Annotated in this window: 18 protein-coding genes and 1 tRNA gene; 13 read left to right on the top strand and 6 right to left on the bottom strand. The window is 72.4% G+C overall.

The genetic code is table 11. The features are described 5' to 3' along the window. Positions 1-253: 253 nt before the first annotated feature. Positions 254-1,408: a sensor histidine kinase gene (locus H9640_RS11325; RefSeq protein ID WP_191790810.1), complete on the bottom strand. Its 1,155-nt coding sequence runs from the start codon at positions 1,406-1,408 to the stop codon at positions 254-256. Continuing rightward, positions 1,405-2,166: a response regulator transcription factor gene (locus H9640_RS11320; protein WP_225227069.1), complete on the bottom strand. Its 762-nt coding sequence runs from the start codon at positions 2,164-2,166 to the stop codon at positions 1,405-1,407. Before H9640_RS11320 ends, H9640_RS11325 begins: the two co-directional genes overlap by 4 nt. A 221-nt stretch (positions 2,167-2,387) precedes the next feature. Between H9640_RS11320 and H9640_RS11315 the strand changes: the two genes are divergently transcribed. From H9640_RS11315 to H9640_RS11305, 3 genes are all read left to right on the top strand, one after another. Beyond that, positions 2,388-3,851 (top strand): hemolysin family protein, encoded by a 1,464-nt coding sequence (locus H9640_RS11315; protein ID WP_204809646.1) that lies wholly within the window; start codon positions 2,388-2,390, stop codon positions 3,849-3,851. Continuing rightward, on the top strand, positions 3,848-4,969 hold the full coding sequence (locus H9640_RS11310; RefSeq protein WP_191790809.1) for a hemolysin family protein: 1,122 nt from the start codon (positions 3,848-3,850) through the stop codon (positions 4,967-4,969). The genes H9640_RS11315 and H9640_RS11310 overlap by 4 nt, the downstream gene beginning before the upstream one ends. Positions 4,970-5,180: 211 nt before the next feature. After that, positions 5,181-5,972 (top strand): M15 family metallopeptidase, encoded by a 792-nt coding sequence (locus H9640_RS11305; protein WP_191790808.1) that lies wholly within the window; start codon positions 5,181-5,183, stop codon positions 5,970-5,972. A 9-nt stretch (positions 5,973-5,981) separates the two neighbouring features. Here H9640_RS11305 and H9640_RS11300 read toward each other — a convergent pair whose 3' ends face one another. After that, positions 5,982-7,682 (bottom strand): cation:proton antiporter, encoded by a 1,701-nt coding sequence (locus tag H9640_RS11300; protein ID WP_191790807.1) that lies wholly within the window; start codon positions 7,680-7,682, stop codon positions 5,982-5,984. A 223-nt stretch (positions 7,683-7,905) separates the two neighbouring features. Between H9640_RS11300 and H9640_RS11295 the strand changes: the two genes are divergently transcribed. Next, on the top strand, positions 7,906-8,601 hold the full coding sequence (locus tag H9640_RS11295; protein WP_318243745.1) for a hypothetical protein: 696 nt from the start codon (positions 7,906-7,908) through the stop codon (positions 8,599-8,601). Between the two features lie 41 nt (positions 8,602-8,642). Here the strand turns inward: H9640_RS11295 and H9640_RS11290 are convergent, their stop codons facing one another. From H9640_RS11290 to H9640_RS11280, 3 genes are all read right to left on the bottom strand, one after another. Further along, complete coding sequence (locus H9640_RS11290; RefSeq protein ID WP_138823500.1) at positions 8,643-9,269, bottom strand: CYTH domain-containing protein; 627 nt, start codon at positions 9,267-9,269, stop codon at positions 8,643-8,645. Between the two features lie 22 nt (positions 9,270-9,291). Further along, positions 9,292-10,455: a N(5)-(carboxyethyl)ornithine synthase gene (locus H9640_RS11285; protein WP_191790806.1), complete on the bottom strand. Its 1,164-nt coding sequence runs from the start codon at positions 10,453-10,455 to the stop codon at positions 9,292-9,294. A 135-nt stretch (positions 10,456-10,590) separates the two neighbouring features. Further along, a tRNA-Arg gene (locus H9640_RS11280) sits at positions 10,591-10,663 on the bottom strand. Positions 10,664-10,852: 189 nt separating this feature from the next. Between H9640_RS11280 and H9640_RS11275 the strand changes: the two genes are divergently transcribed. The 9 genes from H9640_RS11275 to prfA all read left to right on the top strand — a co-directional run bounded on the left by H9640_RS11275 (position 10,853) and on the right by prfA (position 23,179). Next, positions 10,853-12,187, top strand: coding sequence for a CynX/NimT family MFS transporter (locus tag H9640_RS11275; protein ID WP_191790805.1), 1,335 nt, complete (start codon positions 10,853-10,855; stop codon positions 12,185-12,187). A gap of 22 nt (positions 12,188-12,209) precedes the next feature. Further along, on the top strand, positions 12,210-13,904 hold the full coding sequence (argS, locus tag H9640_RS11270; RefSeq protein WP_191790804.1) for an arginine--tRNA ligase: 1,695 nt from the start codon (positions 12,210-12,212) through the stop codon (positions 13,902-13,904). Continuing rightward, on the top strand, positions 13,901-15,334 hold the full coding sequence (gene lysA / locus H9640_RS11265; RefSeq protein WP_400274685.1) for a diaminopimelate decarboxylase: 1,434 nt from the start codon (positions 13,901-13,903) through the stop codon (positions 15,332-15,334). The genes argS and lysA overlap by 4 nt, the downstream gene beginning before the upstream one ends. A gap of 250 nt (positions 15,335-15,584) precedes the next feature. Next, positions 15,585-16,949 carry a homoserine dehydrogenase gene (locus tag H9640_RS11260; protein ID WP_191790803.1) on the top strand — a complete coding sequence of 455 codons (1,365 nt, stop codon included), beginning with the start codon at positions 15,585-15,587 and terminating at the stop codon, positions 16,947-16,949. Further along, the gene (gene thrC, locus H9640_RS11255; protein ID WP_191790802.1) at positions 16,949-18,052 is read left to right on the top strand and encodes a threonine synthase; all 1,104 of its coding nucleotides are present in this window, start codon (positions 16,949-16,951) and stop codon (positions 18,050-18,052) included. Before H9640_RS11260 ends, thrC begins: the two co-directional genes overlap by 1 nt. Positions 18,053-18,191: 139 nt before the next feature. Continuing rightward, positions 18,192-19,169, top strand: a complete 978-nt coding sequence (gene thrB / locus H9640_RS11250; RefSeq protein WP_191790801.1) for a homoserine kinase — start codon at positions 18,192-18,194, stop codon at positions 19,167-19,169. 326 nt (positions 19,170-19,495) lie between these two features. Further along, entirely contained in the window at positions 19,496-21,553 is a 2,058-nt protein-coding gene (gene rho / locus H9640_RS11245) for a transcription termination factor Rho (protein ID WP_191790800.1), read from the top strand. Positions 21,554-21,703: 150 nt separating this feature from the next. After that, positions 21,704-21,922: a 50S ribosomal protein L31 gene (gene rpmE, locus H9640_RS11240; RefSeq protein ID WP_191790799.1), complete on the top strand. Its 219-nt coding sequence runs from the start codon at positions 21,704-21,706 to the stop codon at positions 21,920-21,922. A 156-nt stretch (positions 21,923-22,078) separates the two neighbouring features. Beyond that, a complete protein-coding gene (prfA, locus tag H9640_RS11235) occupies positions 22,079-23,179 on the top strand; it encodes a peptide chain release factor 1 (RefSeq protein WP_191790798.1) in 1,101 nt (366 codons plus the stop codon). Positions 23,180-23,197: the final 18 nt, after the last annotated feature.

The following is a 23,197-nucleotide window of genomic DNA, read 5'->3' as shown; positions in this document are numbered from 1 at the left end:
GAGGATCGCCCACTTTCACCACTGATCGTCACTGGATATCGGGTACCTAGTCCGGAACCGGACCCGTCAAGCCTAGGCCCTCCCACCCGCTCGCCGAGGCCCTGGTCGGCGGAAATGTGCAGGGTGTCGGCCGGTTCTTCACGGGACGTCTGCCAGAGGCAAACAGGGGGGCAACAGCGACCTGTTCGCTGACCAAAGGTCAGGTCGTTTAGACCATCCCCGGGTATGGATGCCACCGAGTGTGACGAAGATCTCACTCTGCGTCGTCCGCAGAGCGCCCTTCCTGGCCGGTCGGCCGAGGTGTCCCGGGATGTCCCAGGATCTCCGGAAGGTCGTCCGGCAGCCCCGTCGTGTGGGGCTGAGGACGGGCCGGGAAGGTCAGTCGCATGGTCGCGCCCTGCAGGGAGTCCGCGACCTCGATGCGGCCGCCGTGCAGGTCGACCGCCCAGCGCACGATCGCGAGCCCGATCCCGGTCCCCCCGGTCGACGAGTGGCCCTGCGAGGGGGCGTTGCCCCGCGCGAAGCGCTCGAAGATCCGCTCGCGGTCCTTCTTCGCGATGCCCGGTCCCTGGTCGATGACCTCGATCACCACGTCGTCGTCCACGGGGTACGCCTCGAGGCGGATCTCGCCGTTCTGGGGCGAGTGCCGGATCGCGTTCTGGAGCAGGTTGGTGATGATCTGGCGCAACCGCTCGGGGTCCGCGGGCAGCGTCAGGTCCTCGGGGGTCACGTCGACCACGTACTGGAGCTGCTTGCCGGCCTCGACCATCGAGACGGCGTCGGCGTTCTCCTCCAGGAAGTCACCGAGCGGGATGTCCTGGAAGTTGAGGGCCGCGGCGCCCGCCTCGATCCGGGACAGGTCCAGGAGGTACGTCACGAGGCGGGTCAGGCGCTCGGTCTGGGCGAGCGCCATCTCCATGGTCGCCGGGTTCGCCTCGCTCACGCCGTCGACGACGTTCTCGAGCTGGGCCTGGAGCGCCGCGATGGGGGTGCGCAGCTCGTGCGACACGTTCGCGATGAGTTCTCGCCGCATCTGGTCCGAGGACGCCAGGTCCTCGGCCATGATGTTGAACGCGACCGCGAGCTGGCCGACCTCGTCGCGGCTCGTCGCGCGCACGCGGCGGGTGTAGTCGCCGTCGGCCATGGACTGCGCGGCCGCCGTCATCTCGCGCAGGGGCGAGGTCATGCCGCGCGCCAGGATCTGCGTGAGCAGGAGCGAGAGCACGATCGCGAGGGGGAACGTGCGGGTTGGGCCGAGCTTGTTCTGCTGCCCGAGCCACGTGATGAGGACCGCGAGCGTGACGGTCGCGAAGACCAGCACGCCGAGCTTGATCTTGAGCGACCGGAACGAGTCGAGGGGCCGGACGTCCGGGAGGTGGGGGCGGATGGTCCGGGGGCCGGAGGTCACGCGACCGGGGGCTCGAACGCGTACCCGACCCCGTGGACCGTGCGGATCAGGTCCGGTCCGAGCTTGCGGCGCAGCGCCTTGATGTGGGAGTCGACCGTGCGGGTCCCGCTCGCGTCGGCCCAGTCCCAGACCTCGGCGAGGAGACGCTCGCGCGTGAGGACGGTCTTGGGCGAGCTGGCCAGCATGACGAGCAGCTCGAACTCGGTGGGGGTCAGGTGGACCTCCTCGCCCGCGCGGTGCACGCGCCGCTGGGCGCGGTCGATCACGACGTCGCCCACGACCATGGGCGGGTCCGTGGGGGTCGCCGTCGCCGCCTGGGCCGCGCGGTCGACGCGCCGCAGGAGCGCCTTGACCCGGGCGACCAGCTCGCGCATCGAGAACGGCTTGGTCATGTAGTCGTCGGCGCCGACCCCGAGCCCGATGAGCATGTCCGTCTCGTCGTCGCGCGCCGTCAGCATGAGGATGGGGACGGGCTGCTCGGCCTGGATGCGGCGCGTGACCTCGAGGCCGTCGATGCCCGGCAGCATCACGTCGAGCACGATCACGTCGGGTCGCAGGCGGGTCGCGGCCTCGACGCCCGAGAGCCCGTCGCGTGCGACCTCGACGCGCCAGCCCTCGGCGCTCAGGCGCTGGGCGATGGCCGTGGCGATCGCCGGCTCGTCCTCGACGACGAGGATGTTCGCGGACTGCGCGGGTGTGCCTGCGGGACCACCAGCGCTCGTCGCGCCGGTGCCGGTGGGGAATGCGCTGGCTGTCATGGCACCAGCGTGGCACAAAGGGGGCGACGATGGTCGCACGACGGACGGAAGATCGGCCGGTGTCCGTGGTGTTCCGGTGGGCGTTCGGTGCTGGTCAGGTGCTCGTCCGGTGCTGGCCAGGAGCCGGGAGCCGCGTCCCCGCTCCGGATGGACGCCGCGCCTTGGCCCGATAACATCGTCTCCACGATGAAGAGCGCACCCCGATATCCGTGGAGCACCCCGTGGTAGGCGACTGGTTGATGGTCGCGCTGGGGGTGCTCCTGACCGCAGGTACCGCAGTCTTCGTGGCGAGCGAGTTCTCCCTCGTGACCCTCGACCCCGCCGTCCTGGCCAGGCCGGGGAGCGATGAGGACGACGACGCCGACGTCGCCGGGCATGGCACGGCGCGAGGTGCAGCGCCGGACGGCGTGCGCGAGGCGGACGTCCCCGGGACGCAGGCGCGCAGCAGCCGCCGCGACCGCAGCGTCCGGGCCGGTCTCAAGCACCTGTCGACCGAGCTCTCCTCGGCGCAGGTCGGCATCACCATCACGACCATCCTGCTCGGCTACACGGCCCAGCCGGCCCTCCAGAACCTCATCGGCGACGCCCTCGGGAGCACGGCCCTCGGCGCGAGCGCGGCCACGGTCCTGGCGGTGGTCCTGGCGCTCGTCGTCGTGAACCTCTTCTCGATGCTCTTCGGCGAGCTCATCCCCAAGAACTTCGCGCTGTCGACCCCGTACGCGACGGCCCGCCAGGTCGTCCCGGTCCAGCGGCAGTTCACCAAGCTCTTCCGCCCGGTCATCTCGGTGCTCAACGGTTCGGCGAACGCGATCCTGCGCCGCATGGGCGTCGAGCCGCGCGAGGAGCTGTCGGGCGCGCGCTCCGCGTCCGAGCTCGCGGCCCTCGTCAAGCGGTCGGCCCAGGAGGGCACCCTGAACACCTCGGTGGCCACGCTCCTGACCAACTCGATCGAGCTCGACGAGCTCAGCGCGGTCGACGTCATGACGGACCGCATGCGCATGGTGGTCCTGCGTCGCGACGACACGGCGGAGGACGTCGTGGCGCTCGCCCGTACCTCGGGGCACTCCCGTTTCCCCGTGATCGGTGAGGACCGCGACGACGTGCTCGGCCTGGTCCACCTGCGCCGTGCCGTGGGGGTGCCGCACGAGCGTCGCGCCGAGGTGCCCGCAGCCGCGCTCATGGTCGACGCCCCGCGCGTCCCGGAGACGGTCGCGCTGGGGCCGCTTCTCGTCGAGCTGCGCGGGTTCGGCCTGCAGATGGCCGTGGTCGTCGACGAGTACGGCGGGACGTCGGGGGTCGTGACCCTCGAGGACGTGGTCGAGGAGCTCGTGGGGGACGTCGCGGACGAGCACGACCCCCGACGGGCCGGGGTGGCCCGCGGGACCGACGGCTCGTGGATCGTGCCGGGGGTCATCCGGCCGGACGAGCTCCGCGAGTCGACGGCGCTCGAGGTCCCCGAGGACGGTGCGTACGAGACCTTGGGCGGGCTCGTCATGGCCGACCTGGGCCGGGTGCCCGAGGTCGGTGACGAGGTCCGCGCCGGCGACGTCGTGCTGCGGGTCGAGGCCATGGAGGGGCGCCGCGTCGAGCGTCTGCGGGTGCGAGTGCTCGCGCCGCCCGGACCCCCGCCGGGCGCGGCCCCGCGCGCGGGCGGCTCCCCCCGGACGCCTGGAGGTGCGCGATGAGCTCGACCGCAGCCCTTCTCCTGGGCCTGTTCCTCCTGGCCGCGAACGCGTTCTTCGTGGGCGCGGAGTTCGCGATCATCTCCGCCCGGCGCAGCGCGATCGAACCGCTCGCGGCGCAGGGCAACCGCCGGGCGCAGACGGTCCTGTGGGCCATGGAGCACGTCTCGCTCATGCTCGCGTGCGCCCAGCTCGGCGTCACGGTGTGCTCGGTGGGGCTGGGTGTCGTCGCGGAGCCGGCCGTCGCGCACCTCATCGAGGTGCCCTTGCACGCCCTGGGTGTGAGCCCGTCGCTGACGCACCCGATCGCCTTCGTGATCGCGCTGGCGATCGTGGTCTACCTGCACGTCGTGCTCGGCGAGATGGTCCCCAAGAACCTCGCGGTGTCGGGACCGGAGAAGGCCGTCATGTGGTTCGGTCCGCCGCTCGTCGTGCTGGGCCGCATCCTCAGGCCGATCATCGTCTCGCTCAACTGGCTCGCGAACCACGTGGTGCGCTGGACCGGGGTGGAGCCCAAGGACGAGGTCGCGTCGGTCTTCACGGCCGAGCAGGTGCAGTCGATCGTGGAGCACTCGCAGGCCGAGGGGCTCCTGCAGGACGAGCAGGGCCTGCTCTCGGGGGCCATCGAGTTCTCGGAGCGCACGGCGGCCGAGGTCATGGTGCCGGTCGACCGTCTCGTGACGGTGGTCGAAGGGTGCACGCCCGACGAGATCGAGCGCCTGGTCGCCAAGACGGGGTTCAGCCGTTTCCCGGTGGCCGACGTGCACGGCGAGCTCGTGGGGTACCTGCACCTCAAGGACGTGCTGTACGCGAGCGGTGAGGACCGCTTCCGGCCGGTGCCGTCGTGGCGGGTGCGCGCGCTCGCGACGGCCGAGCCGGGCGACGAGATCGAGGACACCCTGCGCGCCATGCAGCGCTCGGGCGCGCACCTGGCGCGCGTGGACGAGGGGACCTCGGAGCGCGAGGGCGGCGTCTCGGACGGCTCGGTCGTCGTGACCGCGCTGCCCGACGGCGCCGCACCGGACCGCGGTCCGGGCGCTCTGGGCGTCGTCTTCCTCGAGGACATCCTGGAGGAGCTCGTCGGCGAGGTGCGGGACGCGATGCAGCGGCGCGTGCACTGAGCGGGTTGCCTCGGGCCGCCCGCAGCTCGTTGAGCAGGGGACTTGGCTTCCCACGCGCCCACGGATATCGTGTCCGATGCTTCGTCTCGCACGGTTCCTCCGGTACAGGAGGCTCATCCCTTCTGCGAGGTGCGGCGTTCATGTCGTCAGTGCCGCCCTGGCCACCGTGAGGTGTCCGGGTGGTTCTTCGAGCGGAGGTCCGGTGGAGTCGATGTCGACGTCCCAGTCCTCCGACTCCCGGCGCGCTCGGCGCGAGGCGGAGACCGGGCACAAGGGACGTCGTCGGGCGGAGATCCCCTCTCATCAGCGCTGGGCCCCTCGCATGGCGGTCCTCGGGACGCTCGCGGTCGCTACCATCGCCATGCCGCTCTCGGCCGGTGCGCAGGACGGCCCGGCGGCCCCCTTCGGGCCGGACGGCAGGCCGACCGGCCCAAGCGCGCTTGACCTCGTGAACAACCCGACCGCGGCCGAGGCCACGTCGGAGTACGTCGCGTCGGCTCCGAAGATCGACGGCCGGACCCAGGCCGCGAGCCGTTCGGTCGAACGTGCCCCGCTGCCCGACTGCGACCCGACGGTCAAGGTCACGAGCGCCAACGGCAAGCTCACGGGCCACGAGCTGTGCGACCTGTGGCAGCCGGGCGAGTCGTTGCGTCCGGACGCGGCGGTGGCGCTGTCGGCCATGAACGAGGCCTTCCGGTCGACGTTCGGCCGTGACATGTGCCTGGTCTCGAGCTACCGGACGATCGCCTCGCAGGTCTCCCTCAAGGGGTCGCGCGGGGCGTTCGCCGCCAAGCCGGGGACCTCGTTCCACGGCTGGGGCCTCGCGATCGACCTGTGCTCGAGCGAGACGGGGAACCGCGAGGTCTACTCGTGGATCAACAAGAACGGCGGCCTGTACGGCTGGGCCAACCCGTCGTGGGCCAAGCGTGGCGGTGGCGGCGCCTACGAACCGTGGCACTTCGAGTTCACCGAGGGTGTCGTCGAGCACGGTGGCCTTCTCTGACGGGTCCCGTCAGATCCGGTTGACCCAGGACTCGGCCAGCGCCTCGGCCTCGATGTCCAGCTCGCGCAGGATCCTGCGCATCACGGCCTCGTTGAGGCGTCCCGCGTCGCGCTCGTCGACCAGCACCTGTCGCTGAGCCCTGTTCATGTCGGCGCGCAGCGCGTTGAGCCGCCGAAGGTCCTCCGACCGGTCGCCGGGCCGGGCGACGGGGAAGGCGCGTCCGCCCGTGGGGCGGGCCCGGACGGGGGCCTGCTCGACCGGTTCCTCGGCCTCGGACTCGGGGGACAGGAGACGGGCCGCGGCCTGGGCGCGACCGACGATCGCGGCGGACATCGCCGCTCGGGTGGCCTCGGCCTTCTCCTCCCCGATCACGGGTGCCCACTCCTTCGTGGCGTGCGCGATGGCCTCGGCCTGCGCCTCGGCCATGAGCCGGCGGACCCGTGCCTCCTCGGCGGCGTCGCTCGCGGCCTCGTCCTCTCCGCCGACGCCGAGCGCCCGGATGACCCAGGGCAGCGTCACGCCCTGCAGGAGGAGCGTGCCGATCGCGACCGTGAAGGCCGCGAGCTGGATCGTGGCCCGGCCGGGGAACTCCTCGCCGCCGAGCGTCGCGGGGATCGCGGCCGCGGCGGCGAGCGTGACGACACCGCGCATGCCTGCGGACGAGACGACGAGGGACTCGCGCCAGTCGAGCCGGTCGCCGCGCGCGCGTCTCGACCCGGGCAGGTGCACACGGTCGAGCCAGGAGGTCGCGAAGACGTAGACGGGCCTGATCGCCATGGTCGTGGCGAGGGCTGCGAGCGACACCCAGACCGCCGTCCTGAGCCCTTCGTCGGAGTCCACGACGGTCTCGACGACGGACTTGAGCTGGAGCCCGATGAGCGCGAACGTGATGGCCTCGAGCAGCAGGTCGAGGCTGTCCCACAGCGGTTCCTCGACGAGTCGTGTCTCGTAGCCCGCGGTCGGGGCCGTGTGGCCCAGGTAGAGGCCTGCGGCGACCACGGCCAGCACCCCCGACCCGCTGAGCTCCTCGGCGATCCAGTAGGCCGCGAAGGGGAGGATGATCCCGGCGACGCTCGTCAGGAGGGGGTCGGCGAGCCGCAGGCGGGCGGCATGCATCCCGATGCCCATGACGAGCCCGACGCCCACGCCGACCACGACGGCGAGCGTGAAGACCCCGATGCCCTCGGTCCACACCCAGGCACCCGTCGCGACGCCGGCGAGGGCGACCTTGTACAGCGTGAGGGAGGTCGCGTCGTTGATGAGGCTCTCGCCTCCGAGCAGGGTCATGACCCGGCGGGGCAGCCCGAGCCGTCGGCCGACCGCGGCCGCGGAGACTGCGTCGGGTGGAGCGACGACGGCGCCCAGCACGAGCGCCGCGGCGAACGGCAGGTCGGGGAGCAGGAGCGTCGCGACCCAGGCGACCGCCAGGGCGGTGACGATCACGAGCCCGACCCCGAGGCGCACGATCGCATGGAGAGACGTGCGGAAGTCCTGGTAGGAGCTGCCGTTGGCGGCCGAGAAGAGCAGCGGCGGCAGGATGATGCCCAGCAGGACCTCGGGACTCAGCTCGATGTGCGGGACGACGGGGATCAGCGAGACGCCCAGGCCCACGGTGACGAGCAGGAGGGGAGCGGGCAGGTCCCAGTGCCGGGCGACGGCCGTGACGGCCAGCGCACCGGTGATGAACAGGAGTACGACGGCCTCGTCCATGCCCTGCATTCTCCGTCGGGTCGGTCGGGACGGCGCGGGAGGGACGTCCGACGGCGTGTTGCCCCCCCGGGATACGCACCGCACCGGGTCGTCAACCACCTCTTGACAGAGCACCCGTGTCAAGCCAGGGTTGACGCATGGCTACCCGAAGATCTCCCTTCACCGACCAGCCCGCCGTCGCGACCGGCGCTCCGGCGTCGGTCATCGACGAGAGTCGCGAACCGTGAGCGGGGCACCCGTCTGGGGCAGCCTCGAACCCCGCGACGACGACCGGACGCTCGACGACCTGCTCGCCGAGGCCGTGACCGCCGCGGACCCGGGCATCGGCGACCGCATCACGACGGACCCCGGTGCGCACCTCGAGCTCGTCGCCCTCACGGCGCGCGCGAGCACCTCGGCCGAGTCGCTCCTCGCGACGGCCGTGTCGTCGGCGCGCTCGGCAGGGCACAGCTGGGAGGCGATCGGCACGACCCTGGGGATCTCGCGGCAGGCCGCGCAGCAGCGCTTCGGGCGACCCGTCGGGGCGGCCGCGCCGGGGACGGTCCAGGACCTCGTCGGGGGCGCGGAGGTCGGCGACACCCGGATCCTGGCGCCCGTCACGGCCGTGACCGAGATGCCGGCGCTCGAGGCGTACGGGCGCAAGGGGTGGCGCTCGACGGGGTTCGGAGCGGGCTTCCACCGGCTCGTGCGCACCACGACGCAGTGGGAGCACGCGCGCGTGTACGTCCTGGGGGCGAGCCGGTTCGGGCTCGAGGCCGACGGGTGGGAGCGGATCGGGACATGGTTCCCGTGGGTCTACTACGCGCGCAGCCTGGGGATCGCCCCCGTCGGAGGAGACCGTGACGTCGTGGACGGCCCGCGCCCCGTGGACGGCCCGCGCCCCGTGGACGGCCCGCGCCTCGTGGGCGACGGGGCCTGAGCGGGGCGCGCCCGGTCCCGCCGGGCGCGCCCCTGCCCGGGCTACTCCCCGGGCAGGTGGGCGTTGTGCCCGAAGTCCTGCCGGAACCGTGGCCCGGAGACCGCGAGCTCGGCGGCGAACGACCCCGCCCACGCCGAGTACGGGGTGTGCGAGAGCGAGTCGTTGGAGAACCGGCGGTCGTCGGTGATCTCGGTGACGCAGAACGCCGGGATCTGGAGGTCCACGACGGGGCCCGAGCGTTCGCACTCCGCGACGACGAGCGGGTGGTTGGCGCCGCCGAACACGTCGATGACCCAGCCGTCCGCCCCGAGCCATGCCGAGTAGCGGGTCTTGACGATGCGCCCGCCACCACGACGGATCATCTCGACCCCGACGTTGACGTCGATCTCCCGCTCGGCCTCGTACCGGGTGCCCCCGACCGTGGGTCCCTTGACCGTGAGCGCGCAGAAGTCGAACGCGTACCGGTCCAGGACGCTCAGAGGAGAGGTGCTGCCGCTGAGCGCGGCGGCCGTCGCGCTCGCCTGGGCGCGCAGCCGCAGCGCGTAGCCGTCCTCGGCCAGGTAGTAGCTCTGCACGATGAGCGCGGGCGCGTCGAGCAGGTCGACCGGGACGTCCTTCACGAGGAAGCGACGCTCGAACTCGAAGTCTCCGTTACCACCGTCCGTCATAGGACATACCGTACGCGGTCGCTCACGGCTGGGCCGGGAGCGGGAGGTGCGGGTACGTGGCCTCGCGGTGCTGGAACTCGAGCACGGCAGGGTTGAGGACGACGCCGTCGCGCACCTCGATCGCGCGGCGGACCGTCTCGTTCGCCTCCCAGCCCGTCGGGCCGGCCATGACCGCGGGGAGGAACGGCAGGACTGCCGAGCTGATCTCCCACGTCGCCGAGTTCCACAGGTACGAGGGGCTGTGGTCGACCGCGTAGTAGTTGATGTTCTCCCCGACCGTGACCAGAGGGTCGGCGAACGTGGTCGATCGCGCCCAGTCGAACGCCATGCCGTCGTCGCACGACACGTCGACGATCAGGCTGCCCGGCCGGAACGCCCCCAGGTCGGAGGTGCGCAGGTAGAGCAGGGGCGCGTTGGGGTCCTGGAGCGTGCAGTTGACGACGATGTCGCTCTCGGCGAGGAACGGGGCGAGCGGCAGACGGCCCTCGTCGGTGATGACCTCGCTGAGGTACGGCGCGTCGTCGTGGTCGAACTGCACGATCTGCGCCGAGTGGATCGGTGCCGCGACCGCCGCGACCCGGCGGTTGGTGAGCACGCGGACGTCGTGGACCCCGTGCGCGTTGAGGGCCGTGACCGCCCCGCGCGCCGTGGCGCCGAAGCCGATGACCACGGCGGTCAGACGCCTGCCGTAGTCGCCCGTCGACCCGCACAGCGCGAGCGCGTGCAGCACCGAGCAGTAGCCCGCCATCTCGTTGTTCTTGTGGAAGACGTGCAGGCCGAACCCGCCGTCGGACGCCCAGTGGTGCATGGCCTCGAAGGCCACGAGCGTGAGCCGCTTGTCGATCGCGAGCTGGGTCAGCTCGCGGTCCTGGACGCAGTGCGGCCAGCCCCACAGGGTCTGGCCGGGGCGCAGGTCGTGCAGGTCCTCGAGCTGGGGCTTGGGCAGCAGGATCACGTCGGCGGCCGCGATGACCTCGGTGCGGGTGCCCAGGGAGCGGACCCACGGCGCGATCTGCTCGTCGCTCACCCCGAAGCGCTCGCCGTAGCCGTGCTCGACGACGATCCGCGACCGGAGCTCGGGGGCGATGCGCTCGAGGTGGTCGGGGTGGAGGGGGAGCCGGCGCTCGTCGGGCTTCCGCGACGTCCCGAGGAGGCCGAGGATGGTGTCGTTCGATGCTGTTGTCACGCTTGTCCCGTCAACGAGACCACGGTGGCCCAGTAGTGCGGACGCTACACGGGTGCGGGGGAGGCGCCGACCACACGGACAGGTCGCGGGCACGACGAAGCCCCTGGACCGAGGGGTCCAGGGGCTTGTCTGCGGTGCCCTCGATAGGACTCGAACCTACGACCTTCTGCTCCGGAGGCAGACGCTCTATCCACTGAGCTACGAGGGCAACATGCGTTCGCTCTGACGAGCATCCGGCACGGTGCACGAGACTACCAGTCTCCGGCGGGTTCGTGCTCCCACCTGCCGAGAGCCGTCCGGGACGACCGGCCCGCGCGGTAGCGGGGTGACCGGACTCACCAGGCCGGAACGCCCTCCGGGACGGGTGCCTCGGGAGACGGATGCGTACCCTCCTGGAGTGGATCGCCAGGACTCGAGCTCGACCCCCGACAGCACCCCCGACAACGCCCTCCGCCCGTGGCACGGGCGGTTCGTCGTCCTTGCCGGGATCGTCCTCGCGGCGTTCAACCTGCGGATCGCGGTCGCCTCGGTCTCCCCGATCCTGGACGTGGTCCGGACCGACATCGACCTGAGCGACCAGCTCGCGGGACTCCTGGGGACCGTCCCGGTGATCGCGTTCGCGGTCTTCGGATCGCTCGTCCCCGTCCTCTCGCGCAGGTTCGGGCTCGAACCGACGCTCGTCGCCGCGCTGCTCGTCAGCTCGGTCGGCGAGATCCTGCGGTCGCTGTCGAGCACGGCCCCGTCCTTCCTGCTGTGGACCGCGGTGGCGCTCGCGGGCATGGGCATGGGCAACGTCCTGCTCCCGCCGCTCGTCAAGCGGTACTTCCCCGACCGGATCGGCGCCGTGACCGCGGCGTACACCGTGACGCTCTCGCTGAGCACCGCGATCCCGCCGCTGCTCGTGGTGGGTATCGCCTCGTCGCTGGGCTGGCGGCCCGCCCTGGGCGGCTGGGCGCTCGTGGGGCTGCTCGCGGCCGTGCCGTGGACCGTGGTGATCGCGCGCTCGGCCCGAGCCCGCGCCGAGCTCGCGTCGGTGCTCGAGCACTCGCCCGAGCACACCGCAGGCCTCGACGGGCGGCACCGCCACGAGGGGCGTGCGTGGCGCAGCCCGCTCGCGTGGGGCATCGCGGGGATGTTCGGCCTCAACTCGCTCAACACGTACGTCATGTTCGCGTGGTTGCCGCACGTCCTGATCGACGCCGGGATGTCCGAGCCGACCGCGGCGAGCGCCCTCGCGCTGTACGCGTTCGTCGGCATGCCCATGTCGATCGTCACACCGCTGCTCGCGGCCCGGATGCGCAACCCGTACCCCCTCGTGGTGGTCTTCGTCGCGATGCTCGCGGTCGGGTACGGCGGGCTGATGGGTGGCCAGGCGGGTCCTGCGATCTGGGTGTGGGTCGTGCTCGCGGGGCTGGGGGCCTCGACGTTCCCGCTCGGGCTGGCACTCATCAACCTGCGCAGCCGCACGTCGGCCGGGGCCGTCGCGCTGTCCGGGTTCGTGCAGGGCGTGGGGTATCTCGTCGCGGGGGCGGGGCCCCTGACCGCGGGCATCCTGTACGCCCGCAGCGGCACGTGGACCAGCACGTTCGTCTTCCTGTTCGTGACGCTCGTGGTGATCCTGCTGGCCGCCGTCGCGGGCTGCCGCCCCGTCATGATCGAGGACACGTGGGGTCCGCGTGCTCGGCGGGGACGCCCCTCGGCGCCCCCGACGGACGGCGACGCAAAGCGCTAGCGTCGCTCGCTAGAATCGTCGGGTGACCCCGAACGAGCTCTCCGAAGCGCTCAGCGCTGCCCTGGCCTCCGCCGTCGCCGACGGCACCCTCGCCCTGCCCGCCGACGCGGTCCCCACGTCGGTCCACGTCGAGCGACCCCGCCAGCGCGAGCACGGCGACTGGGCCACGAACGTCGCCCTGCAGCTCGCGAAGAAGGCCGGCGTCGCCCCGCGCGTCCTGGCCGAGGACCTCGCGCAGCGCCTGGCCGCGCACCCGGGCGTCAAGTCGGTGGACATCGCCGGGCCGGGCTTCCTGAACATCACCCTCGACGCGGCGGCCGCGGGCGAGCTCGCGCGCACGATCATCACGCAGGGCGCGACCTACGGGAACAACGACTCCGAGGCCGGCACGCGCATCAACCTCGAGTTCGTCTCGGCGAACCCCACGGGCCCCATCCACATCGGTGGGGTGCGCTGGGCCGCGGTCGGCGACTCGCTGGCCCGTGTGCTCCAGGCCTCGGGGGCCGTGGTCGAGCGCGAGTACTACTTCAACGACCACGGCGCGCAGATCGACCGCTTCGCGCGCTCGCTGCTCGCACGCGCCAAGGGCCAGGACGCCCCCGAGGACGGCTACGGCGGCCAGTACATCTCGGACATCGCGGAGGCCGTCATCGCCGACGCGGTCGCCGCGGGCGACCCGGACCCGCGCACGCTGCCCGACGACGAGGCCCAGGAGGTCTTCCGGGCGCGCGGCGTCGAGCGCATGTTCGACGAGATCCGCGCCGCGCTGCACGACTTCGGCGTCGACTTCGACGTCTACTTCCACGAGGACTCGCTGCACGAGTCCGGCGCGGTCGAGCGCGCGGTCCAGCGCCTGCGCGAGGGCGGCCACGTGTTCGAGGCCGACGGCGCGACGTGGCTGCGCACGACCGACTTCGGTGACGACAAGGACCGCGTCATCATCAAGTCGGACGGCGAGGCCGCGTACATCGCGGGCGACATCGCGTACTACCTCGACAAGCGCGAGCGCGGGTTCGACGACGTCATCATCATGCTCGGCGCGGACCACCACGGGTACGTGAGCCGCATGATGGCCGTGTGCGCGGCGTTCGGCGACGAGCCGGGCAAGAACCTGCAGATCCTCATCGGGCAGATGGTCAACCTCGTCAAGGACGGCCAGCCGGTCCGCATGTCCAAGCGCGCCGGGACGGTCGTGACGCTCGAGGACCTGGTCGACGCCGTGGGCGTGGACGCCGCGCGCTACTCGCTCGCGCGTTCCTCGACCGACTCGAGCATCGACCTGGACCTCGACCTGCTCTCCAGGGCGACCAACGAGAACCCGGTCTTCTACGTGCAGTACGCGCACGCCCGCACGGCGAACGTCGCGCGCAACGCGGAGGCGCACGGTGTCTCGCGGTTCCGTGAGGACGGGAGCGAGGCGTTCGACCCGTCGCTCCTGACGCACGAGACCGAGTCGATCCTGCTCGGTGCGCTCACCGAGTTCCCCCGCGTCGTGGGCCAGGCGGCCGAGCTGCGCGAGCCGCACCGCGTCGCGCGCTACCTCGAGGCGCTCGCGGGCGACTACCACTCCTGGTACCACGAGTGCCGCGTGACGCCGCTGGGCGACGAGGAGGTCACGGACGTGCACCGCACGCGCCTGTGGCTCAACGACGCGACGCGTCAGGTCCTCGCCAACGGCCTCGGCCTGCTGGGCGTGTCCGCGCCGGAGCGCATGTGAGCGCGTCGGCAGGACCGACGACGCCGCCCGCCTTCTCGCCGACCGGCACCTACGTGCCGGGCGAGCCGTGGTCGAGCGGCGTGCGCCGTGGGCCTGACGGCGCGGTGACGGTCGGCGGCGTCGACGTGCGCGAGCTCGCGGACGCCCAGGGCACGCCGGCCTACGTCCTGGACGAGGCCGACCTGCGCGAGCGTGCGCGGTCCTACCGTCGTGCGTTCGAGGCGGCGTTCGCCGAGGTCGGTGCGGGCGTCGACGTCTACTACGCGGGCAAGGCGTTCCTGTCGGTCGCGGTCGCGCGCTGGCTCCACGACGAGGGCCTGCGGATCGACACCGCGACGGGCGGCGAGCTCGCGGTCGCGCTGCGCGCGGGCGTCCCCGGCGAGCACATCGGCCTGCACGGCAACAACAAGTCGGACCGGGAGATCGCGCGCGCGCTCGAGGCGGGCGTGGGCCGGGTCATCGTGGACTCGCTCGTCGAGGTCGAGCGCGTGGCCGCGGCGGCCCGGGCACGCGGTGGGGCTCCGGCCCCGGTCATGATCCGTGTGACCACGGGTGTGCACGCGGGCGGGCACGAGTACATCTCGACCGCGCACGAGGACCAGAAGTTCGGTCTGTCGCTCGCGACGCCCACGGAGGGCGAGGACAGCCCCGCCATGGTCGCGCTCCTCACGGTGCTCTCGCACCCCGAGCTCGAGCTGCTGGGCATCCACTCGCACATCGGTTCGCAGATCCTCGACCCGTCGGGGTTCGAGGTCGCGGCGCGCAAGGTCCTCGAGCTGCGGGCCGCCCTGGCGCGGCGCACGGGCTTCCTCGTGCCCGAGGTGGACCTGGGCGGCGGGTACGGCATCGCGTACCTGCCGGGCGAGGTCGCGCTCGACCCGGACCGCATCGCGAAGGACGTCGCGGCGTCGGTGGCCGCCTCGTCGGCGGACCTCGGGACGCCCCTGCCGCGCTTCTCGATCGAGCCGGGCCGCGCGATCGTCGGGCCCGCGGGCCTGACGCTCTACACGGTCGGCACGGTCAAGCCCGTGCGGGTCAGCGGGCCGGGCGGCGAGGCGGAGAGCACGATCGTGCGCACGTACGTCTCGATCGACGGCGGCATGAGCGACAACATCCGCCCGGCGCTGTACGGCGCGGACTACCACGCCGAGCTCGCGAACCGGTTGTCGGACGCCGAGCCCGTGCTCGCGCGGGTGGTCGGCAAGCACTGCGAGAGCGGCGACATCGTGGTCCACGACGTGCTGCTGCCGGGCGACGTGCGGGCGGGCGACCTGCTGGCCGTCGCGGCGACGGGCGCCTACGGGCGCTCGATGGCCTCGAACTACAACCACGTGCCCCGACCCCCGGTCGTGGCCGTGGCCGACGGCGAGACCAGGGTCCTGGTCCGTCGTGAGACGGAGGACGACCTGCTCGCGCTCGACCTGGGCTGACGTCGCCGGGGCCGGTGCGGCGCGGCGCCTCGTGGCCCGGCACCTGCCCACCCGTATCCTGAGACGAGCGCCCAGGATCCGGGCGACCGGGCGAGGATCGACATGCTCGGACCGACTGGTCGGGATGCGGGGCACGGGGTGCCGCGGTCCGCCAGGGTCAGGGGAAACCTCCGACGCGACCGCGTCCGGCAGGGACCCGAGAACGACGGCACCGCTGACCGTGCGGGCCGGGTGATGGAGGAGGAGCTTCGTGGGAGCCAGCCAGCAGGAGCAAGGCCCGCTGCGCGTCGCGCTGCTCGGGTGCGGCGTCGTCGGGTCCGAGGTGGCCCGGCTGCTGACGCAGCAGAGTGCGGACCTCGCCTCGCGCGTCGGGGCGCCGCTCGAGCTCGTGGGGATCGCCGTGCGGGACGCGTCGGCCCCGCGGCCGCTCGCCGAGTCGGTCGACCGCTCGCTCCTGACGGAGGACGCCGAGGCGCTCGTGTCGCGCGCCGACATCGTCATCGAGGTCATGGGCGGCATCGAGCCGGCCCGCGCGCTGCTGCTGCGCGCGATCGAGGCGGGCGCCGCCGTCGTGACCGCGAACAAGGCGCTCCTCGCGGAGGACGGCCCCACGCTCTACAAGGCCGCGGACACCGCGGGCGTGGACATCTACTTCGAGGCCGCGGTCGCGGGCGCGATCCCGATCGTGCGCCCGGTCCGCGAGTCGCTCGCGGGCGACAGCGTGCGCCGGATCCTGGGCATCGTCAACGGCACCACGAACTACGTGCTGGACCAGATGGCGAGCACGGGCATGTCGTTCGACGACGCCGTGCGCCAGGCCCAGGACCTGGGCTACGCCGAGGCCGATCCCACGGCCGACGTCGAGGGCTTCGACGCCGCGGCCAAGGCCGCGATCCTCGCGAGCCTCGCGTTCCACACACGCGTCTCGCTCGAGGACGTCGCACGCGAGGGCATCACGAGGATCACCGCCGACGACGTCGCGTGGGCCGCGCAGACCGGTCACGTCATCAAGCTGCTCGCGATCGCGGAGTCCGTGACGGGCGACGACGGATCGCACGGGGTCTCGGTGCGCGTGCACCCTGCTCTCGTGCCGCTCGCGCACCCGCTGGCCGGTGTGCGCGGGGCCTTCAACGCGGTCTTCGTCGAGGCCGACGCGGCGGGCGAGCTCATGTTCTACGGCCGCGGCGCCGGCGGCGCACCGACCGCGTCCGCCGTGCTCGGCGACGTCGTGTCCGCCGCCCGCCACCGCGTGCTCGGCGGCAAGGGCCCCGAGGAGTCCACCTACGCGGCCTTGCCGATCCTGCCGGCCAGCACCGCGGTCACGCGCTACCAGGTGCGCCTCGCGGTCGACGACCGCCCCGGCGTCCTGGCCCAGGTCGCCCAGGTCCTGGCGTCGAAGGGCGTCTCGATCGAGGCCGTGCGCCAGCCCTCGGAAGCCGCCGCGCCCGGGGCCGACGACACGCACGGCGCCGACGACGGGTCGACCGGCGTCGCGCACCTCGTCATCACGACCCACGCCGCAGCGGAGGCCGCGCTCGCCGCGACGGTCGACGCGATCGCGGTGCTCGAACCCGTCCGAGAGATCACGTCCGTCCTGAGAGTCGAGGGAGCCTGATGGCCCACCAGTGGCGAGGCATCATCGCCGAGTACGCCGACCGCCTGCCCGCCCACGTGCAGGAGCGCATCGTGACGCTCGGCGAGGGCGGCACGCCTCTCGTCGAGGCGCCCGCGCTCTCGGCCCGCACCGGGGCGCAGGTCTTCCTCAAGGTCGAGGGCATGAACCCGACCGCGTCCTTCAAGGACCGCGGTATGACCGCGGCGATCTCGTCGGCCGCGGGCCGGGGGGCGCAGGCCGTGGTGTGCGCCTCGACGGGCAACACGTCGGCCTCGGCCGCCGCGTACGCGACCAAGGCCGGCATGGTCTGCGCCGTCCTGGTCCCGGACGGCAAGATCGCGATGGGCAAGCTGAGCCAGGCGATCGCGCACGGCGCCAAGCTGCTCCAGGTCGACGGCAACTTCGACGACTGCCTGGTCGCGGCGCGCAAGCTCGCCGAGGCCTACCCGGTCGAGCTCGTGAACTCGGTCAACCCGGACCGCATCGAGGGGCAGAAGACCGGTGCGTTCGAGATCGTCGACGCGCTGGGCGACGCCCCGGACATCCACGCCCTGCCCGTCGGCAACGCGGGCAACATCACGGCGTACTGGAGGGGCTTCCGCGAGTACGCAGGCCTCGGCGACCCCGGCTCCCCGGGGGCGCACCTGCCCGCGGTCTCCACGAGGACCCCGATCATGTGGGGTTTCCAGGCCGCCGGTTCGGCCCCGATCGTCGCGGGCCACCCCATCACGCACCCCGAGACGATCGCGACCGCGATCCGGATCGGCAACCCCGCGTCGTGGGCGCAGGCCGAGGCCGCGCGCGACGAGTCGGGTGGCGTCATCGAGGCCGTGACCGACGAGCAGATCCTCGCGGCGCACCGCATCCTGTCGGCCGAGGCCGGCGTGTTCGTCGAGCCGGGCTCGGCGGCCGGTGTCGCGGGCATCCTCTCGCGCGCCGAGCGTGGTCTGGTGCCCGCGGGTGCGCGCATCGTCGTCACGGTCACGGGCCACGGCCTCAAGGACCCGCAGTGGGCGCTCAAGACCCTGGACGGCGCCGACGTGACGCCGATCCGGGTGAGCGCCGACGTCGTCTCGATCGCCGACGCGCTCCAGCTCGGCTGACGCGGCGTCGTCCGTCCTCCCTCTCCTCCGGACGGGGGAGGGGGCGGGCGCGCCGCCCGTCCCGCCGCCGTAGATCCGCCGCAGGCTCCCCGTGGGTCTGCCCCAGCCCCCGTAGCTCCCCGAAGAGAGGTCCCGCGAGATGCAGCTCGGAGCCGACCATGTGCGCGTGCGCGTGCCCGCGACGAGCGCGAACCTCGGCCCTGGCTTCGACGCCATGGGGCTGGCCCTCGCGCGCTACGACGTTCTCGAGGTGCGTGCGCTCGGCAACGGCGACGTGGTCGTCGACGTCGAGGGGGAGGGGGCGGGCGAGGTCCCCGGTGACGAGCGGCACCTGGTCGTGCGCGCGCTGCGTGCCGCCCTCGACCTGGTCGGCGCACCGCAGACGGGGCTGCACCTGACGGCCACCAACGCGATCCCGCACGGTCGGGGCCTCGGCTCCTCGGCCGCTGCGGTCGTGGCCGGGATCGTCGCCGCGCGCGCCCTGGTCGCGGACCCCGCGGCCCTCGACGACGCGACGGTCCTGCAGCTCGCGACCGAGTTCGAGGGGCATCCGGACAACGCCGCGCCCGCGATCTACGGGGGAGCGACGATCGCGTGGACGAGCACGGTCGAGGGGGACGAGGGGGCGCACGCGGTGCGCCTCGACGTCCACCCGGACATCGAGGCGACCGTCCTGGTCCCCACGATCCGGCTCGCCACGAGCCGTGCTCGCGGTGTCCTGCCGGAGACCGTGCCGCACGCCGACGCCGCGCTCAACGCAGGGCGCGCGGCCCTGCTCGTCGAGGCGCTCACCCGTTCGCCGCACCACCTGTTCGACGCGACCGAGGACCGGCTCCACCAGGAGTATCGCGCGGGCGTCATGTCCGCGTCGTGGGAGCTCGTGCGCGCGCTGCGGGCCGACGGCCTGGCCGCGACGATCTCGGGAGCCGGGCCCACCGTCCTGCTGCTGGGGGACGCCTCGGACCGTGACCGGGCGGACGCGGTGCTGCGCGACCTGCTGCACGGGTCGGACCAGTGGCGTGCCTACCGTCCGGGCATCGACCTGGCAGGGGTGCGGTCCGAGCGTGTCCTGGGGTCGGCGGGTCTGGCCGACCCGTCCTCCCGACAGTCGCACTGACCGTCCGGCGATCGCTGGTGCAGCCCTTGGGGGGACTGGTCTTCCGGGGGGCTACGGATGGTAGAATCCATTGAGCCTTCGCAGGTTCGTGATGATGCCTCGGTGATTCCTCGACGATTCTCCGCCGAGTCCCCGGGCATCGGCAGAGCATCCACTGACTGCGACTCATACCCCGCGAGAAGGCAATCCAGCCCACGTCAGCTGACGTCGTCGTACCACTGACGCGTGGTTCCACTGCGTTCCGGCCGTCACGTGCCGAGCGTCGATCACCCGCGGCCCACCCCTCGCACAGAGCAAGTGGGCGCAAACGAGGGGAAGGGTCCTTCGTGACAGACACCACCGACACCGCCCGTGCAGGCGCGCTCTCGACGCTGCGCCTCCCCGAGCTGCAGGCACTCGCCTCGCAGCTCGGTGTGAAGGGCACGTCCAAGATGCGCAAGAGCGATCTTGTCGACGTCATCCGTTCCACCTCCGGCGAGAAGAGCGCTCCCGAGCGCACCGCCGGAGCGTCCGCCGCCGCGCGTCGCGCGCCGGAGAAGGACACCCAGACCGAGAAGGTCGTCGTGCAGCCGGCCGTCGAGGTCCCCGTCCGCGCGGCGACCGAGAACGTCGAGCGCGCCGAGCGGCCCCGTCGCGAGCGCGGCCAGCGTTCTGCGCGGGCCGACCAGGCTGCCGACATCGTCGCGCCGCTCCTGGAGCAGGGCACCCGGGCAGCCCGCACCGACGCCGACCGTGCCGCCGGGGGAGAGACCCCGGACGAGCGCGCCGCACGCGCGGCCGCTGCCGTGGGCCTGGTGACGGGCGCCGCCCCCGAGCGTGGTTCGCGTCGCGCCGGACGGGGCGCCGGTGCCCCGCGCGGCGGCGAGGGCGAGACCGCTCGCGAGTCGGCCCCGGAGGCCGGTGCCAACGGTCGCCAGGAGCGCCAGCGCGACCAGCAGCGTGAGCAGGGACAGGGCGAGCGCCAGAACGGCCAGCAGGAGCGCCAGGGCGGCCAGCGTCAGCAGAGCCAGGGCGGCCAGCAGGGCGGTCAGCGCGACCAGCAGGGCCAGGGCAACCGTCAGAGCGACGAGTACGACGAGCGCGGCGGACGCCGCCGCCGCGGGCGTGACCGCAACCGCGACCGCGACCGCAAGCGCGGCCGCACCCGTGGCGGGAACATCGACGTGTCGGGCCTCGACGACATCGAGGTGACCGAGGACGACGTGCTGCTGCCCGTGGCCGGCATCCTGGACGTGCTCGACCAGTACGCGTTCGTGCGGACGAGCGGCTACCTGCCCGGTCCGAACGACGTCTACGTCTCTCTCGGCCAGGTCAAGAAGTCGGGCCTGCGTCGCGGTGACGCGATCGTCGGTGCGGTGCGACAGCCCCGCGACGGCGAGTCGTTCCAGCAGACCGGGCCGCGCAACCAGAAGTTCAACGCGCTGGTCCGGCTCGACTCGGTCAACGGCATGTCTCCCGAGGCCGCTCGCAACCGTGCCGAGTTCAACAAGCTGACGCCGCTCTACCCGCAGGAGCGACTGCGGCTGGAGACGGGCGAGGTCGGTCGTCTCACGCCGCGCGTGATCGACATCGTCGCCCCCATCGGCAAGGGCCAGCGTGGTCTGATCGTGGCTCCGCCCAAGGCGGGCAAGACGATCATCATGCAGCAGATCGCCAACGCGATCACGACGAACAACCCTGAGGTCCACCTCATGGTCGTGCTCGTGGACGAGCGACCCGAAGAGGTCACGGACATGGAGCGCACCGTCAAGGGCGAGGTCATCGCCTCGACGTTCGACCGTCCGGCCTCCGACCACACGATCGTCGCCGAGCTCGCGATCGAGCGCGCCAAGCGCCTCGTGGAGCTGGGGCAGGACGTCGTGGTGCTGCTCGACTCGCTCACGCGTCTGTCGCGCGCCTACAACCTGGCGGCCCCCGCCTCCGGGCGCATCCTGTCCGGTGGTGTCGACGCCTCGGCGCTCTACCCGCCCAAGCGCTTCTTCGGCGCGGCACGCAACATCGAGAACGGCGGGTCGCTCACGATCCTCGCCTCGGCGCTCGTCGAGACCGGGTCCAAGATGGACGAGGTCATCTTCGAGGAGTTCAAGGGCACCGGGAACATGGAGCTCCGGCTCTCCCGCTCGCTCGCGGACAAGCGCATCTTCCCGGCCGTGGACGTCAACGCGTCCGGTACGCGCCGCGAGGAGATCCTCATGCCGCAGGACGAGCTCCGCATCGTCTACAAGCTGCGCCGCGTGATGGGTGCGCTCGACCAGCAGCAGGCCATCGAGCTGCTGCTCGGCAAGCTCAAGGAGACGAAGTCCAACGTCGAGTTCCTGCTCCAGGTGCAGAAGACCACACCTGGTGGCATCAACAACGACGAAGAGGTCGGCCGCGCCGTCTGATGCGCCCGTGGGCCGCTCGCCCCGAGAGAGCGGCCCACGGATTTTCCGTGTGCCGGACGCGTCTGGCACAATGTCCTGTTGGTTTCCCCGTCCCCGGTTCACGGCTGCTGTCCGCAGGCGACCCGGGGGCAACCCACTGAGGAGAGTCCTGTGAAGGCTGAGATCCACCCCGAGTACGTCCTGACCGAGGTGACCTGCACCTGCGGTTCCACGTTCGTCACGCGCAGCACCGAGAAGTCCGGACGCATCTCGTCCGACGTCTGCTCGGCCTGCCACCCGTTCTACACGGGCAAGCAGAAGATCCTCGACACCGGTGGCCGCGTGGCCCGCTTCGAGGCTCGTTACGGCAAGAAGGCCGCCGACAAGTAGCGACTCTCCAGCGCCGGTGGTCCGGGCGTCCGTCAACCTCTCCAGGGGCAGGCGGCGTGCCCGTTCCACCGGCGCTGTCGTCTTTCCCGGCGCGAGCGCGCCGGACCGAGCGCCCGACCACACAGCCCTAACCACCCCTCTCGTCAGGACACCCTCGTGACCGAGTCCTTCGCCGCCGTCGAACACCTGCTCGCCGAGCACGCCGAGATCGAGACGCTGCTCGCCGACCCCGCGGTCCACGCGGACGCCGGCCGGGCGCGCACGCTCGGGCGCCGCTACGCCGAGCTGGGCCAGGTCGTCGCGGCCTATCGCGCGTGGCGCGACGCGACCGACGACGTCGAGGCCGCGACAGAGCTCATCGAGGGCTCAGGGGAGGACACCGCAGAATTCGCCGCCGAGCTCCCCGCGCTCCAGGAGGCGGCCGCGGCCGCGACCGAGAAGCTGCGCCGGGTCCTCGTGCCGCGCGACCCCGACGACGGGCGCGACGTGATCCTCGAGATCAAGGCGGGCGAGGGCGGCGAGGAGTCCGCGCTGTTCGCGGGCGACCTGCTGCGCATGTACCTGCGCTACGCCGAGCGCCGCGGCTGGAAGACCGAGGTCATCGAGGCCACGGACTCGGACCTCGGCGGCTACAAGGACGTCCAGGTCGCGGTGAAGGCTCGATCCGGCCCCTCGGACCCTGCTGACGGGGTATGGGCCAACCTCAAGTACGAGGGCGGCGTGCACCGCGTCCAGCGCGTGCCCGTGACCGAGTCGCAGGGCCGTATCCACACCTCGGCCGCGGGCGTGCTCGTGTTCCCCGAGGTCGAGGACGCGGGAGAGATCGAGATCGACCAGAACGACCTGCGCATCGACGTCTACCGGTCCTCGGGCCCGGGCGGCCAGTCGGTCAACACGACGGACTCGGCGGTGCGCATCACGCACCTGCCCACGGGGATCACGGTCTCGATGCAGAACGAGAAGTCCCAGCTCCAGAACCGCGAGCAGGCCATGCGCGTGCTGCGCGCCCGGCTCCTGGCCGCGCGCCAGGAGGAGGAGGCGGCCGCCGCGAACGACCTGCGCCGCTCGCAGGTGCGCACCGTGGACCGTTCCGAGCGCATCCGGACGTACAACTACCCGGAGAACCGGATCGCGGACCACCGCACGGGCTACAAGGCGTACAACCTGGACCAGGTCCTCGACGGTGACCTCGAGCCGGTCATCCGCTCGGCGATCGACGCCGACGAGGCGGCGCGCCTCGCCGCCGCGGCGTCGTGACGTCGCCGCAGGTCCCGG

It is taken from the genome of Oerskovia gallyi (genome assembly GCF_014836745.1).
In the GTDB taxonomy this organism is placed as follows: domain Bacteria; phylum Actinomycetota; class Actinomycetes; order Actinomycetales; family Cellulomonadaceae; genus Oerskovia; species Oerskovia paurometabola.
This window is presented reverse-complemented; position numbering and strand designations above follow the sequence as displayed.